The organism is Nonomuraea sp. MTCD27, assembly GCF_041950495.1.
In the GTDB taxonomy this organism is placed as follows: domain Bacteria; phylum Actinomycetota; class Actinomycetes; order Streptosporangiales; family Streptosporangiaceae; genus Nonomuraea.
Genome location: NZ_JBGNUW010000032.1, coordinates 31,305 through 47,061 on the forward strand (window position 1 = coordinate 31,305; position 15,757 = coordinate 47,061).

Consider the following 15,757-nt stretch of genomic DNA (forward strand, 5'->3'; position numbering starts at 1 on the left):
ACGGAGCGCCCCGGGAGACGTTCAGGGCGCTTCGGCGTCCTGCGTGACGGCGCTGCGCGGAAGGCGCCGCTCACTCCCGGGGGAGAGCAGGCGGCTCACCGGTGGACGGCGGCGTCCTCCGCGGGGGTGTCCTCGGCCTGGTAGCCGCTGGCCTGGATGGTGAACAGCCGGGCGTAGTGGCCGTCCAGGGCCATCAGCTCCGCGTGGGTGCCCTGTTCGGCGATCCCTCCGTCGGCCAGGACGACGATCTCGTCCGCCTCGCGCACCGCGCCGAGCCGGTGCGAGATGAGCAGGCTGGTACGGCCCGCGCGGTGAAGACGCAGCCGGGTGTGCACCCGGTGCTCGGCCTCGGCGTCCAGGCCGGCGCTCGGCTCGTCGAGGATGAGCAGGTCGCGGTCACCGCGCATGAGGGTCCTGGCCAGGGCCAGCCGTTGCCACTGGCCGCCGGACAGGACGACGCCGGCGTCCGGGTCGTCCTCGCCCGACTCGGCGAAGAAGATCCGGCTCAGCATGGTCCGGTAACCGTGCGGCAGGGCTGCCACCTCGGCGTGCACCATGGCGTCGCGAGCGGCCCGCTCGATCCGGGGTGCGTCGTGCCGGGCGAGGAGGTCGCCGACGCCGATGTTCTCGGCGGCGGTCAGCTCGTAGGACATGAAGTCCTGGAACAGCACGCCCAGGCGCTGCCGCAGCTCGGCGGGGTCCAGGTCGCGGAGGTCGACGCCGTCCCACAGGATGGCGCCCCGGGTGGGATCGTAGAAGCGGCACAGCAGCTTCACGATCGTGCTCTTGCCGGCGCCGTTCAGCCCGACCAGCGCCACGGAACGCCCGTGGGGAATGGTCAGGCTGACGCCCCGCAGGACCCAGGGGTGCCCCTCGTGATAGCGGAACCAGACGTCGCGCAGCTCGATGCCGCGCCGCAGCGGCTCCGGCGAGAGCGGGGCGGCGGAGGCGGCCGCCAGCGCGTCGGGCAGGTCTGTCACGTGGCGGTAGTGCGCGAACGTCAGCAGCGACTGGTACGCGTTGGCGATCGCGTTGACCAGGGAGACCAGTGCCTGCTGCGCGCCGGCGACCGCCGCGATGAACGCCGAGACGTCGCCGATCGTCAGCCGGCCGGCCGCCGCGTTCTGGATGGCCCAGACCAGCCCCGCGCCGGCGATCAGGCTGCCCAGCACCGACAGCAGGAACTGGATCTTGAGCCTCTGCCGGTCCATGAGCCGCTCCCCCGCCTGCACCTTGACCAGCTCGCCGAGCAGCCGCCGCTTGAAGAAGGCGCCGAGGCCGAGCAGCCGGATCTCCTTGGCGGCCGAGACGTCGGTGATGAGCGAGCAGTAGAAGAGGTGACGGCGGTTGGCCGGGGTGATGTCGAGCATGACCCCGGCCCAGCTCCTGCGCAGCCAGATCTGCGCCATCAGGGCGGGAACGGCGGCCAGCGCGACGATGCCGGCCATGACCGGACTCAGGACGGCGAGCGTGGCCAGCAGGCTGACCAGGGTGATGACGCTCGCGCCCATGGTGAACAGCCCGGTGGTGGCCGGTGCCAGCAGGCCGCCGCCGGCACGCGTGGCGAGCTGGAGCCGGTCACGGAAGCGGGGGTCCTCGAACCTGGACAGTCCTTGGAAAGTGCACACCGCGGTGTAGAGGCGGTCCTGGACCAGCCGGTCCACGCTGCGGCCGAGCTGGCTGTCGAGGTACTGGCTGAGCTGGGGGAGCGCGGCGGCCGCGGTGCCCGCGACGGCCAGCCCGACCGACCAGCCGAGGAGCAGGGCGCCCGGGTGGCCCGCGACGATGCCGTCCAGCAGCAGCTTGGTCAGCCACACCGTGCTCGCCGGGATGAGCCCGCCGACGATCGCGCAGGCCAGCAGTCCCATGGCGGGCAGCGGGCCCGCCTGCCAGGTCAGCCGCCAGGCCGTGCCGAGGTCGCGGATCACCGGGCTCCCTCCGGGCGGAACAGCGCGAGGAGGTCGTCGAAGCGAGACACGAGCAGCACCACCACCGCGGCGGCGATGACGGCCGCCAGGACGCCTTCCCCCGCGAGCCGTACGGTGGCGACCCCGGCGGCCCCCGCCAGGCCGGTCACGGAGACCGCCAGGAGGGTCAGGTTGCGGATCACGTGCGGGCGGCCCGGCGGGGCCGCCGCGGCGCCGAAGCAGCGGCACGGGGCCGTGGAACCCCTGCGCAGCGCGACGAGGATCACGCCCGTGAAGGCGGTCAGCAGGCCGACGGCCAGGACGAATCCGGCGAACGAGGCCGGCGGCGGCAGGGCGACGAGCAGCGCGGTGCACGCCTCCGCGGCGATCACGGCGGTCGCGGCGGCTCGGGCCAGCGGCCGGGGCACCACGTTCAGCGCCTCGACGGACGCCACGAATTCGCGATAGGCCGTCCGCCCCCGTATTTTGCCGGCGAACGACAGCAGGAACACGCCGGAGACGGCGACTCGGCAGCTCAGCAGTAAATAGGCAAGCATTCGCATCCTCATGACCGGTCAAATCCGTCCGTGGCTTTCTCCGAGTCTGCCGACGGCCGACAGGCATTTCAACGGTGAAAAGCCCGTCGAAGCCGCGATGAAGCCCTCGTGAAGCCGCGCGGAAACAGCCGCGTGGCACCGTGGTCGAGTGGCCTGAGCAGGCTGAAAAGAAGTCGACTACGTCATCGGCAAATGCCGGGCGGGGCGCGTGCCGGCCCGGCGGACTATTCTCGTATGGAGAACAGGGAAAACGATGGAATTCCTGGTCGGAGTGCTCATCCTGTTGGTGCTCGTCGATCTGCTGCTGACCTTCGGAGTGATTCGCAGATTGCGTGAGCACACCACCAGATTGGCCACGCTCAGAGACGGCCTGGAGGGTCCGAGACCTGGATTGCGGCCGGGAGCCCCGGTCGGTGCGTTTCCCGCCACCGCGACCACCCGGGGCGCCACCTTCTCGCCGGCCGCGCTGCGGAACGGGACCGGCATCGTCGCCTTCCACTCGCTCGGTTGCCACTCCTGCGAGGAGGACGTTTCCGCACTGGCCGGGCGCATGGCCGAGGCGGCCGGGCGCGGCTGGTCGGGCCATGCCGTGCTGGCCGGCTCCGCCGGGGACGTGGCGTCCGATCCGCACGTGGCCGAGTTGGCCGACCGGATCGGAGAGGCCGGCGAGGTGATCGTCGAGGCTTTCCAGGGGCCGCTCCAGACGGCTTTCGACGTCAGCGTCTACCCGACGTACTTCGTCGTCGAGGGCGGGCGGGTGGCGGCGGTGTCCCACCGGGCCGCCGACCTGCCGACGACGGCCGAGACGGTGCCGGGCTGATCCCTTCGCCTCCGCCGGGCCGGGGCGGGCCGTGCGGTCGGCGGTTGACGCGTCCCTGCCCGTGCTCCACTATGAACACGTGTTCATGAACGTACGTTCACAGACTGGAGCGCCATGCAACCGATCGTCAACACCGCACAGGCGAAGGCGTGGAACGGGTACGAGGGCGAGCACTGGGCGGCGAATCACGACCGGTACGACGCGGTGAACAGCGGGTTCAACGAGGCTCTGCTGGACGCGGCGGAGATCGGCGATGGCGATCGGGTACTCGACATCGGCTGCGGAACCGGGCAGATCGCCAGGCTCGCCGCCCGCACGGCCCGGCAGGCCGTGGGGGTGGACCTGTCGGAGCCGATGCTGGCGCGGGCCCGATCGACGGCCGCCGCCGAGGGCATCCGGAATGTCAGGTTCGAGTCCGGTGATGTCCAGGTGTATCCGTTCTCGGCGGGTTCGTTCGATGTGGCGGTCAGCAGGTTCGCCGTGATGTTCTTCGGCGAGCCGGTCGCCGCCTTCGGCAACGTCGCAAGGGCGCTCCGGCCCGGTGGCCGCCTCGCCTTCGTGTCGATGAAGGAGCTGGACGGCACGGAGCTGGGCACGATCATGGCGGCGCTCGCCGGGCACCTGCCCGGCGGGCAGCCGGCGTCCGCACCGGATGGGTCGGGCCCGCTCTCACTCGCCGACCCTGACCGGATCCGTGAGGTGCTCGCGCGGGCGGGCTTCCGGAACATCACGGTGACGCACGTGGAGGGAGTGGGGGACTGGGGGCCGAGCGCCGTGGCCGCGGCCGAGTTCTTCAGCGGTTGGGGCCCGGTCCGGCACCACCTCGGCGGCGCCGATCCGGCGCCGGTCCGTACGGTCCTGGAGGCGGCGTTCCGGGACTTCGAAAGCGACGGCGCCGTCCGTCTCCGGAGCGCCGCCTGGCTGGTGCGCGCCGACCGATGAAGTCGCCGGCCTGGACGCACGCCGGCGCTGACGGGTCGGTGCCGACCCCCTCCGGGGCGGCATCGGCCCACGGCTTCGGGCTCGACCTCGATACGGTGCCCTAGTGTCACCGAGAAAAGCACCGGTACTGCGTGGGACCAACCTCAGCATGCGGGAGCATCTGATCGCGACGGCCGAACGCCTGATCGCCGAACGTGGGACCGCCGGCCTGGCCGTCCGGGTCATAGCCCGGGAGGCGGGCGTCGCCGACGGGGTGCTCTACAACCATTTCGCCGACAAGGAGGAACTGCTGGCGCTCGCCCTGCGCGCACATGTCGGTGCGGTGGAGCGGGATCTGGGCGAGTTGCCCGGCCCGGGCGACGGTTGCGTCCGGGAGAACCTGCGGGCGTACATCGCGTACGGCATCGCGTTCCACACGGCGGTGCTGCCGGCGTCCGCCGGTCTGATCTCTCAGCCGAAGGTGCTCGCCGCGTTCGCCGAGCTCGGGGTGCCCGGTAAGGATTGGCGCGATCGGCTGCGCGGATACCTGCGTGCCGAGGTCGGCCTGGGGCGACTTGCCCCGGATGCCAAGGTGGACGCGGCCGCGGCGATGATCGTCGGGATCTGCCACGAGATGATCCTCGCCGGGCTGCTCGCCAACGGCTCCGCCCCCCGGGAGCCGACCGCCGAGTTCGTCGATGATCTGGCCGGTGCCGTACTGGACGGCATCGGCCCGCGGACGTGACGATCACCAAGGATCGCTGCATCACGGTGGCCGGCGATCACGCTGCGCTGCCGTAGCGCCCCCGGAGCCTGTTCGCGCCCCGGCGTGCCCTAACATGCGGGCATGCAGACTGCTGCGGGCGTGGTGCTTGCGGGTGGGCGATCCTCGCGGATGGGGCAGCCGAAGGCCTGGCTGGAATGGCATGGTTCGACGTTGCTCTACCGGGCCACCGCCGTGCTCGCCCGGGCCGTCGACGGTCCGGTCGTCGTGGTGGCCGCGCCCGGGCAGGAGCTCCCGCAAGTGCCCTCGGGGGTCGCGGTGGTCGAGGATCCCGTGGAGGGGCTGGGGCCCATGCAGGGACTGGCCGTGGGGCTGGGCGCGGTGGCCGACCGGGCTGAGACGGCCTTCGTGTGCTCGACCGACCTGCCGTTCCTCCACCCGGCCTTCGTCCGCCGCGTCCTGCGCGCCATGGTCCCGGGGACGGACGTGGCGCTGCCGGTCGCCCGCGGGTTCCGGCAGCCGCTGGCCGCCGGATACCGGACCTCCCTGGCCGGGCTGGTCACCGACCTCCTGGCGGCGGGTGACCTACGGCCGGGCATGCTCTTCAAGCACTGCGAGGCGGTCCAGCTGAGCGACGCGGAACTGCTGGCCGACGCCGCGCTCGCGCGGCACGACCCGACGCTGGAGTCCGTGGTGAACGTCAACTCTCCGGAGGACTACGCCGCGGCCCGGGACCGGCAGCCGCCCGAGGTCGTGGTGGAGAGCTTCGGCGCGCTCGCGAGGAACGGCGGCCACCGGCCGCGCGCCGTCCGGGCCGCCACGCTCGGAGCCGCGGCCACCGCCGCCGGTCTGGCCCTGGATCGTCACGTGGTGGCCGCGCTCAACGGCGATCAGGTCACCCGGGACGGGTCGCTGCCCCTCGTGGCCGGGGACACCGTCACCTTTCTGTCCGCGGACGCCGGCGGCTGAGGAGTGTGGCGTCCGCCGGTCGCCCGTCCGGGGCTCGGCCTGTCCCGTCGTAGAGTCGGGACATGGTGACTGGCGGTTTCTTCGGAAGAGCGTTGCTGATCGACGTCGCCGCCGGAGAGGCGAGCGGCACCCCCTACGAGCTGAACGAGCGGGTGCTGCGCGCCTACCTGGGCGGGGTGGGCCTCGGCACGTGGCTGCTGCACCGGCTGGCGCCCGCCGGGGTCGATCCGCTGGCTCCGGAGGCGCCGCTGGCCTTCGTCTTCTCCTCGCTGGTCGGCACCCCGCTGACGACCAGCGCGAAGTTCGCGGTCGTGGCCAAGTCGCCGTTGACCGGGCTGCTGACCGATGCCCTCGCCTCCAGCCGGTTCGCCATCGCGGGCAAGCTGACCGGGCATGACGCGATCGTGATCCGCGGCCGGGCCGAGGAGCTGTCGGTGCTGCTGATCGAGGGCGACGGGGTGCGGCTCGTACCGGCTCCCGAACTCGCCGGGCTGACCGCGGCGCAGGCGGAGGCGGAGGCCCGGGCGCGCTTCGGCCGCAACTGGCAGACCGCGGCCATCGGCCCGGCGGGGGAGCGGCAGGTGAGGTACGCGACCATCAGCCACGACGGCCGCCACGCCGGCCGGGGCGGCCTGGGCGCGGTGATGGGCGCGAAGAACATCAAGGCGGTGCTGGTCAGAGCGGCGGCCAAGGTGCCGGTGGCGGATCCGGCGGGAGTCCTCGCCGCCGCCCGCGACCTGCGCCGGCGCAGTTTCGGCCCGGCCACCGCGAAATACCGCGAGCTGGGCACGCTGGCCAACCTCCTGGCCTTCAACGCCGTCAGCACCCTGCCCACGCGCAACTTCACCGCGGCGACCTTCGAGGGCGCGCCCCGGCTGGCCGCCGAGGAGTTGCACGAGCTGCGCGGGGTGGCGCGCAACAGCTGCGCGTCGTGCTCCATCGGCTGCGAGCACATCTACTCGCGCAAGGGCGGCGGCAGCCAGCGGATGGAGTACGAGAACGTCTTCGCGCTCGGCCCGCTGTGCGGCGTGTCCGACCCCGACGAGGTGTTCGCCGCCAGCGCGCGCTGCGACGAGCTGGGCATCGACACGATCTCGGCGGGTGGCACGATCGCGTGGGCCATGGAGTGCGTCGAGCGTGGCCTGCTCGACGAGCCGTGGCTGCGGTTCGGCGACGGCGCGGCGCTGCTGCGCGCGCTGGACGCGATCGGGGAGCGGTCGCCGGGCCTGGGGGAGCTGCTCGCGCAGGGCTCACGCCGGGCCGCCGGTGTGGTCGGGCAGTCCTCGATCGACTTCGCGCCGCAGGTCAAGGGGCTGGAGCTGCCCGGTTACGAGCCTCGCAGCCTGCAGGCGATGGCGCTCGGGCTCGCGGTGAACTCCAGGGGAGCAGATCACAACCGGTCCGGTGCCTACGAGGCCGACCTGTCGGGTGAGCTCGACCGGCTGGCCGGCGGCGCGGCCCATGTCGCCGCCGCGATCGACACCGAGGACCGCGCCGCGGTCATGGACTCGATGATCCTGTGCAAGTTCCTGCGCGGCGTCTTCGACGACCCCTTCACGGAGTGGGCGAAACTGCTCGCGCTGGTCACCGGATGGCGGCTGGACGCCCCCGAGCTGCGGGAGACCGCCCGGCGGATCGTCCGGGCCAAGCGCGCCTTCAACGTGCGCGAGGGGGCCACCGCGGCCGACGACACGCTGCCGGCGCGGATGCTGGAAACGCCGCTGGAGCTCCCCTCCGGCCGTCGGGCGGCACTGGACGAGAGCCGCCTGCGGTCGATGGTGGCCGGATACTACGCCGCGCGTGGTCTGGACGAGGAGGGGCGCGTCATGGCGGCCGACCTCGCAGATCTCCTGCTGGACGAGTAGAAGATCGTGTGTCACGGAACGGGCGAGGGGGGTAGAAGATCGGGTGCCCGCAGGGGTAAATTACCGGCATAGCGTATGCCGTATTCCGTATACCAGCTTGAGGTAGACATGACGACGCTCGAGGAGCCGGCGACCGCCGTACGGACCGTGACAGTCGAGATCGATGGCCGTGTTGTGACCGTGCCGGAGGGCGCGAGTATTTACGATGCCGCGAAGCTGCTGGACATCGACATCCCGGTGTTGTGCCACAACGAGCGTTATGACCCCGTCGGGGTGTGCCGCATGTGCGTCGTGGACACGGGCGGGCGGGCCTTCGCCGCCGCCTGCGTACGCCCCTGCGAGGACGGCATGCAGGTCAAGACCAGCACCCCCGAGCTGGAGCGCAACCGCGCCACCCTGACCGAGCTGCTGATCTCCGACCAGCCACCGCGCGCGGAGGACCCGAAACAGACGACCACCGGCGACAACCTGCTCCTCGACCTCGCCGACCGGTTCGACGTGGCCAAGGAGACGACCGACCTGCCGTGCGGCTCGGGCCGGGGTCTGGACACCTCCAACCCGGTGATCGCGGTCGACCACGACGCGTGCATCCTGTGCGACCGCTGCGTGCGCGCGTGCGACGACATCCAGGGCAACGACGTCATCGGCCGCTCGGGCAAGGGCTACTCGACCAGGATCGCCTTCGACCTCAACGATCCGATGGGCGCCAGCTCGTGCGTGACCTGCGGCGAGTGCGTGCAGGCCTGCCCCACCGGCGCCCTGACCAACAAGGCGATCAACGACATCCCCATCCGGCCCCGCGAGGAGCTGGACGCGGTCGACACCGTGTGCCCGTACTGCGGCGTCGGCTGTGCCCTCACCTACTACGTCGACCGGTCGCGCGGCGCGATCTCCTTCGCGGAGGGCCGCGACCAGCCGGGCTCGAAGAGCCGGCTGTGCGTCAAGGGCCGGTACGGCTGGGACTACGCGGCGTCGCCGCAGCGCCTGACCATGCCCCTGATCCGGGTGGATTCGGCCTATCCCAAGGGCCCGCTGTCGGCGGACGTGCGCGGTGACGCCCGCAACGACCGCGGGCGGGCGGGCGGCGGAGGCGACCGCAGCGGCGGGGGACGCGGTGGCCGGCTGAGCAAGAACGGCAAGGACGGCCGGCGCAAGCCCGGCGGCCTGGTCGACTACGACGAGGTGCTGCCGCACTTCCGCGAGGCCACCTGGGAGGAGGCTCTCGACCTCGTCGCCCGGCGGCTGAAGGAGATCCACGCGGAGCTGGGCGCCGGCGCCATCGCGGGGTTCGGCTCGGCGAAGTGCTCCAACGAGGAGGCCTACCTCTTCCAGAAGCTGATCCGGGCCGGGTTCGGCACCAACAACGTCGATCACTGCACCCGGCTGTGCCACGCCTCGTCGGTGGCCGCGCTGTTCGAGGGCGTCGGCTCCGGCGCGGTCTCGACCACGTACGGCGACGTCGCCAACGCCGAGGTCGTCATCATCACCGGATCGAACCCGACGGCGAACCACCCCGTCGCCAGTTCCTTCTTCAAGCAGGCCCGCCGGCGCGGCACGAAGATCATCTATGTCGACCCGCGCGCCAGCACCGTGGCCGAGCACGCCGACTACTACTGCCAGGTCAAGCCCGGCACCGACGTGGCGTTCTACAACGCGGTCATGCACGAGGTGATCCGGCTCGGCCTGATCGACATGGAGTTCGTCAAGGCCCGCGTCTCCGGCTTCGAGGAGCTGGTGCGCACGGTCAACGAATACCCGCCGGAGCGTGCCGCGCAGATCACCGGCGTCGACGCGGACCTCATCCGCACGGTCGCGCGGGTCTGGGGCGAGGCCAAGGCCGGGGTCATCTACTGGGGGATGGGCATCTCCCAGCACACCACCGGCACCGACAACGCCCGCTGCCTGATCGCGCTCTGCTCGATCACCGGCAACGTGGGCCGGCCGGGGACGGGGCTGCACCCCCTGCGCGGGCAGAACAACGTGCAGGGCGCCTCCGACGCGGGGCTGATCCCCATGTTCTTCCCCGACTACCAGGGCGTCGACCTCGACGGCACCCGCCGGCGGTTCGAGGAGGCATGGGGGGTCGAGCTCGACCCCAACCGAGGTCTCACCGTCACCGAGATCATCGGCTCGGTGCTCAAGCCGGGCGGCGTGCGCGGCATGTACATGCTCGGCGAGAACCCGTTCCTGTCCGACCCCAACATCAACAAGGTGCGCAAGGCGCTGTCGCAGCTCGACTTCCTGGTGGTGCAGGACATCTTCCTGACCGAGACCGCGGAGTTCGCCGACGTGATCCTGCCGGCGTCGTCGTACCTGGAGAAGGACGGCAGCTACACCAACACCGACCGGCGCGTGCAGCTGGGCCGCAAGGTGATGGACCCGCCGGGCCAGGCCCGGGTGGACTGGGAGATCATCCAGGACATCGCGCAGCGGATCGGGCTGGACTGGTCCTACTCCTCGCCCAGCGAGGTGTTCGACGAGATGGTCGCGCTCATGCCGTCGTACGCGAACCTGCGATACGACAACCTGGGGCTGACCGGAAAGCTCTACCCCAACGCCGACCCCGAGCACTCCGACGGGACCGTGGTCCTGTTCGACGAGCGGTTCAACACCGACGACGGCCTCGCCCACCTCGTCCCGGCGCAGTGGCTGCCGGCCAAGGAGCTGCCGGACGCGGAATACCCGCTGGTGCTCAACACCGGCCGGCTGCTCGAACACTGGCACACCGGGTCCATGACGCGGCGCTCGTACGCGCTGGACACGATCTCGCCGATCGCCGAGGTGTACATGCACCCCAAGGACGCCGCCGACCGCGGGCTGACGCACGGCCAGATGGCCCGCGTGCGCTCCCGGCGCGGCTCGATCGAGCTGCAGGTACGCGTCTCCCACCGGGAGCAGCTCGGCAACTGCTTCATCCCGTTCCACTTCCGGGAGGCGGCGGCGAACCTGCTGACGATCGACGAGATCGACCCCCACGGCAAGATCCCCGAGTTCAAGTTCTGCGCGATCCAGATCGAGGCGCTGAGCGTCGATGGCACGGAGGCCCTCGACATGCGCCCCTCAGTAATAGGGGAAGTGTCTGAATGACCCTGAGTTTCGAGTCGGTGCGCGGGCGGCTTCCGGGCGTCGAGGCACGAGCCGGCAAGTTCCCCGGGCCGTCGCTGATCCCGGCGCTCAACGCCATCCAGGCGCGGCTGGGCTGGCTGCCGCGTGAGGAGCTGGAGGAGCTGGGCCGCACCATGCGGCGGCCGCTGTACGAGATCGAGGGCCTCGTCTCGTTCTACCCGCACTTCCGCACGACCCCGCCCGCCAAGGTGTCCGTCAACGTGTGCCACGACCTGTCGTGCTGGCTGCGCTCGGCCGACGACCGGATCGCCGAGGTGCGCGAGCGTTACGGCGACGAGGCCGAGATCGAGCTCGTCGAGGTGTCCTGCCTGGGCCGGTGCGACAGCGCCCCGGCGCTGGCCGTCAACGAGCACCCGGCCCCGGTCGCCGACGTCGACGCGCTCGTGGCCGCCGCGCGGGAGGAGGAGCTCGCCGAGGCCACCGTGACCGGACGCGCCGACCCTTGGCCGAACGACCCGTACCCGGCCGGCTCGGACGTCTCGACCAGGTACGCGAGCCTGCGCGCGCTGCTGGCCGGCGAGGTGAGCGCCGAGAGCGTGGTGGCCACGCTGGAGGCCTCCGGGCTGCGCGGCATGGGCGGCGCCGGGTTCCCCACGGGCCGCAAGTGGGGCCTGGTCGCCTCCGCGGATCCGGGCGGCGTCAAATACGTGATCTGCAACGCCGACGAGTCCGAGCCGGGTACGTTCAAGGACCGGCAGATCCTGACCGATCAGCCGCACCTGGTGATCGAGGGGCTCCTGCTCGGCATGGCCGTGGTCGGTGCCGAGCAGGGCTGGATCTTCATCCGGCACGAGTACGGCCCCGAGGAGCGCGTGCTGCACGCGGAGATCGCGGCACTGCGCGCGGCCAGCGTGATCGGCGAGAACGCCTGCGGCAGCGGCCGCCGCCTCGACCTCGACATCTTCGTCTCGCCCGGCGGCTACATCCTCGGCGAGGAGACCGCGCTGCTGGAGTGCATGGAGGGCCACCGCGGCGAGCCGCGCAACAAGCCGCCCTTCCCGGGCAACTACGGCCTGCACGGCCGCCCCACCCTGATCAACTCGGTGGAGACCTTCGCCGACGTGCCGGTGATCCTGCAACGCGGCGCCGCATGGTGGGCCGAGCAGGGCGAGGGCGACAGCGTCGGCTGGAAGTTCTTCGCCGTGTCCGGGCACGTCGAGAACCCCGGCGTGTACTGCGTGCCGATGGGCACCACGGTGCGCCGGCTGATCGACCTGGCCGGCGGGGTGCTCGGCGGCGCCCGGGTCGCGGCCGTCCAGCCGGGCGGCGCGTCCTCGAACTTCATCGGCCCCGGCCGGCTGGACCTGGCGCTGGACTTCGGGACGCTCGCCGAGGCCGGGACCATGCTCGGCTCCGGCGCCCTGGTGGTGCTCGCCGAGGGCACCGATCTGCTGGCTGCCTCCACCAACGTGCTGCGCTTCTTCCGTAACGAGTCGTGCGGCAAGTGCGTGCCCTGCCGGGTCGGCTCCACCAAGGCCCACGAGCTGCTGCGCGAAGTGCTGGACTCCGGATCCGCCACCCTCGACGCCGCGCGGAAGGGCCGGATCCTGCAATTGGAGGAGACCATGCGCAAGACGTCGATCTGCGGGCTCGGGCAGGTGGCGCTGGGCCCGGTGGTGTCCGTGCTCGGGCTGGACAAGGGCGGTGCGGCGGCGCGTCCGCAGCCCCGGCCGGAAGGATCGAGGGAGCAGCCGGACCGTTGAGCGGCAGAGAGTTCTTCACCGCCCGTACCCTCGCCGAGGTCCGCTCCGGGTTCCGGCCCTCGCATCGCACGCCCGCCGAGCGCGTCCCGCTGTCCGAGGCGCTGCACCGGGTGCCCGCCGCGGACGTCACGGCCCCCGCCGCCCTGCCCGGCTTCGCCCGGTCCACCGTGGACGGTTTCGCGGTGCGGGCGATGGACACCTACGGCGCCTCCGACGGGCTCCCGTCCTACCTCGACCTGCTCGGCGCGGTACGCATGGGCGCCGAGCCGACCGTGGCGGTCCGGGCCGGCGGATGCGTCGCGATGCCGACCGGGGGAGTGCTTCCGGCCGGCGCCGACGCGGTGGTCATGGTGGAGTACACCGCGGAGACCATGCCGGGCACGATCGAGGTGACCCGGCCCGTCGCGCCCGGCGGCGGCGTCGTGCGCGCCGACGAGGACGTCGCGGCGGGCGGCGTGCTGGCGCCCGGTGGCCGGCCGTTGCGCGCCCCGGATCTCGGGTTCCTCGCCGCCGCGGGGGTGACCACGGTCACCGTGCACCGCCGCCCCCGCGTGGCGATCATCTCCACCGGCGACGAGGTGGTGCCGCCCGCCACCGCGCGGCTCGCATCCGGGCAGGTACGCGACGCCACCGCCTCCGCGCTGGCGGGGCTGGTCGCCGACGCGGGCGGCGAGCCGGTGATCGCCGGCATCGTCCCGGACGAGCCCGGCGCGCTCAAGGAGCGGCTGACCGCGGTCCTGGCCGATTCCGACCTGGTGGTCGTGTCGGCGGGTTCGTCGGTCGGCGCGAGGGACGAGACGGCGGGCGCCGTGGCCGCCATCGGCGAGGTCTGGTGCCACGGGATCGCCATCAAGCCGGGCAAGCCCACGCTGCTGGCCGAGTGCTCCGGGATCCCGCTCATCGGGCTGCCCGGCAACCCCCTGTCCGCGCTGGTCGTGTTCGGGCAGGTCGGAGTGCCGTTGCTGTGGCGCGTCGCCGGCTGCGAGACCCCGCCGCCGCAGCCGAGCACGCGGGCTCGACTGTCGCGCGACCTGGCATCGGCGGCCGGCCGGCTTGACGTGGTCCAGGTCGGGGTACGGAACGGCGTGGCCGAGCCGATCTTCGGCCCGTCGGCGCTGCTGTCGGTGCTGACCCGCGCCGACGGCTATGTGATCGTGCCCGAACCGGCCACCGGGCTGGACGCGGGCACCGAGGTAGAGGTCATCCTGTATCGATGAACGTGGAAAGTCCCTTCGTCTCCGACGTCCCCGCGGCGCAGGCCCGGCTCGTCTGGCGCGAGGCGCGCGCCGCGGCCGGCTGCCCCGCCCGGGTCGGCCTGGTCCGTACGCCGGTCGGCGCCGCCGTCGGGCGGGTGACGGCCGAGCCGGTGTGGGCGCTGCGGTCCTCGCCCGCCTTCGACTCCGCGGCGATGGACGGCATCGCCGTACGCGCCGCCGACACCGTGGGCGCGGCCGAGACCAGCCCGGTGCTCCTGTCTCCAGGCGACTTCGCCGTCGTGGACACCGGCGACCCGCTGCCCGACGGTTACGACGCCGTGGTCATGCGGGAGCACGTGCACCGCACCGCGGAAGGGCGGGCCGAGCTCCAGGCGGCCGTCCCGCCTTACCAGCACGTCCGCTCCATCGGGGAGGACATCAGCGCCGGCGAGCTGCTGCTGCCGGAGGGCCACCGGCTGCGCCCCGTGGACGTCGCGGCCTGCGCCGCGGCGGGAGTCGTCGAGCTCGGCGTCCGCCGCGCACCGCGCGTGGTGATCGTGCCGACCGGCGACGAGATCCGCCCGATCGGCGTCGAGCTGGCCCCCGGTGACATCCTCGACACGAACTCGATGATGCTGGCGGCGCAGGCCCGGGAGGCGGGCTGCGCGGCCCGGGTCACGGAGATCGTCCCCGACGACCCCGAAGCCATCGCCGCCGTGCTCCGGGAGGCCACCCGCGACGCCGACCTGGTCCTGCTCATCGCGGGCTCCAGCGCCGGGCGGGACGACTACACCGCGCGCGTGGTCGCCGGGGCCGGCGTCGTCGCGGTCCACGGGGTCGCCGTGCGTCCCGGCCATCCCGTCGTCCTCGGCGCGGTCGAGGAGACGCCGGTGATCGGCGTGCCCGGCTACCCGGTGTCGGCGGCGCTGACCTTCGAGATCTTCGCGGCTCCGCTGCTCGCCGAGCTGGAGGGCGCCGCCCCGCGGGAACGCCCGTCGGCCACGGCGCACCTGGCCAGGAAGCTGCCGTCCGCCATCGGCATGGACGACTGGGTACGCGTGCGCCTGGGGCGGGTGCAGGACCGGCTCGTGGCCACCCCGCTGCCCCGGGGTGCCGGGGTGCTCACCTCGCTCGTACGCGCCGACGGCCTGCTCGTCGTGCCCTCGGGCGTGGAGGGCCACCACGCCGGGGAGCGGGTCCGGGTCGAGCTGCTGCGCGGGCTGTCCGAGATCGGCCGGACCATCGTCGCGATCGGCTCGCACGACATGGTGCTCGACCTCGCGGCCTCCGCCCTGCGCGCCGCCGACCCGCTGATCACCCTGGCGTCGTCGAACGTCGGCTCGCTGGGCGGCCTCGTGGCGCTGCGCGACGGCCTGTGCCACCTGGCCGGGTCGCATCTGCTGGACCCGGCCACCGGCGAGTACACGCTGCCCTACGTGGACCGGCTGCTCGGGGCGGACGCCGACATCGCTGTGGTCCGGCTGGTCCACCGCGAGCAAGGGCTGATCGTCGCCCCCGGCAACCCGCTCGGCCTGACCGGGCTCAAGGACCTGACCAGGCATGACCTGCGCTACGTGAACCGGCAGCGCGGTGCCGGCACCCGGGCGCTGCTGGACCACGAGCTGGCCGGCCTCGGCATCGACGCGAGCGAGGTGTCCGGCTACTCCCGCGAGGAGCACACGCACCTGGCGGTGGCCGCGGCCGTGGCCGCGGGGCGCGCGGACGCCGGCATGGGGATCCTCGCCGCCGCCCGCGCCTTCGGGCTCGACTTCGTCCCGGTGGCCCAGGAGCCGTACGACCTGGTGCTGCGTACCAGCACGCTGTCGGAGGAGCTGCTGGCTCCGCTGTGGGCGCTGCTGGAGCTGCCGGACTTCCGCGCCGGGGTGGAGGCCCTGGGCGGGTACTCCTGCGCCGAGACGGGACGTCGCATCCGCTGACGCCGGCTCGGCGGCGGGGGTCCCCGCCGTAC

11 protein-coding genes are annotated in these 15,757 nt (G+C 72.6%); 9 read left to right on the forward strand and 2 right to left on the reverse strand.

Features of this window, described 5'->3' with window-relative positions; all coding sequences use genetic code 11:
• Positions 1–95: 95 nt before the first annotated feature.
• Positions 96–1,928, reverse strand: a complete 1,833-nt coding sequence (locus ACBJ59_RS55395; protein ID WP_375118035.1) for an ABC transporter ATP-binding protein — start codon at positions 1,926–1,928, stop codon at positions 96–98.
• Positions 1,925–2,464: a MauE/DoxX family redox-associated membrane protein gene (locus ACBJ59_RS55400; RefSeq protein WP_375118036.1), complete on the reverse strand. Its 540-nt coding sequence runs from the start codon at positions 2,462–2,464 to the stop codon at positions 1,925–1,927. The genes ACBJ59_RS55395 and ACBJ59_RS55400 overlap by 4 nt, the downstream gene beginning before the upstream one ends.
• Before the next feature lie 253 nt (positions 2,465–2,717).
• On the opposite strand from ACBJ59_RS55400, the gene ACBJ59_RS55405 reads away from it, so the two are divergent.
• From ACBJ59_RS55405 to ACBJ59_RS55445, 9 genes are all read left to right on the forward strand, one after another.
• Positions 2,718–3,284, forward strand: a complete 567-nt coding sequence (locus ACBJ59_RS55405; protein ID WP_375118037.1) for a hypothetical protein — start codon at positions 2,718–2,720, stop codon at positions 3,282–3,284.
• 114 nt (positions 3,285–3,398) lie between these two features.
• The gene (locus ACBJ59_RS55410; RefSeq protein WP_375118038.1) at positions 3,399–4,226 is read left to right on the forward strand and encodes a class I SAM-dependent methyltransferase; all 828 of its coding nucleotides are present in this window, start codon (positions 3,399–3,401) and stop codon (positions 4,224–4,226) included.
• Positions 4,227–4,374: 148 nt separating this feature from the next.
• Positions 4,375–4,950: a TetR/AcrR family transcriptional regulator gene (locus tag ACBJ59_RS55415; protein ID WP_375118039.1), complete on the forward strand. Its 576-nt coding sequence runs from the start codon at positions 4,375–4,377 to the stop codon at positions 4,948–4,950.
• 102 nt (positions 4,951–5,052) lie between these two features.
• Positions 5,053–5,898, forward strand: coding sequence for an NTP transferase domain-containing protein (locus ACBJ59_RS55420; protein ID WP_375118040.1), 846 nt, complete (start codon positions 5,053–5,055; stop codon positions 5,896–5,898).
• A 62-nt stretch (positions 5,899–5,960) separates the two neighbouring features.
• Positions 5,961–7,763, forward strand: coding sequence for an aldehyde ferredoxin oxidoreductase family protein (locus ACBJ59_RS55425; protein WP_375118041.1), 1,803 nt, complete (start codon positions 5,961–5,963; stop codon positions 7,761–7,763).
• A gap of 108 nt (positions 7,764–7,871) precedes the next feature.
• Entirely contained in the window at positions 7,872–10,850 is a 2,979-nt protein-coding gene (fdhF, locus tag ACBJ59_RS55430; protein WP_375118042.1) for a formate dehydrogenase subunit alpha, read from the forward strand.
• Positions 10,847–12,592 carry an NAD(P)H-dependent oxidoreductase subunit E gene (locus tag ACBJ59_RS55435; protein WP_375118043.1) on the forward strand — a complete coding sequence of 582 codons (1,746 nt, stop codon included), beginning with the start codon at positions 10,847–10,849 and terminating at the stop codon, positions 12,590–12,592. The genes fdhF and ACBJ59_RS55435 overlap by 4 nt, the downstream gene beginning before the upstream one ends.
• The gene (glp, locus tag ACBJ59_RS55440) at positions 12,589–13,809 is read left to right on the forward strand and encodes a gephyrin-like molybdotransferase Glp (RefSeq protein ID WP_375118044.1); all 1,221 of its coding nucleotides are present in this window, start codon (positions 12,589–12,591) and stop codon (positions 13,807–13,809) included. The genes ACBJ59_RS55435 and glp overlap by 4 nt, the downstream gene beginning before the upstream one ends.
• Positions 13,806–15,725: a molybdopterin biosynthesis protein gene (locus ACBJ59_RS55445; RefSeq protein WP_375118045.1), complete on the forward strand. Its 1,920-nt coding sequence runs from the start codon at positions 13,806–13,808 to the stop codon at positions 15,723–15,725. Before glp ends, ACBJ59_RS55445 begins: the two co-directional genes overlap by 4 nt.
• Positions 15,726–15,757 lie beyond the last annotated feature (32 nt).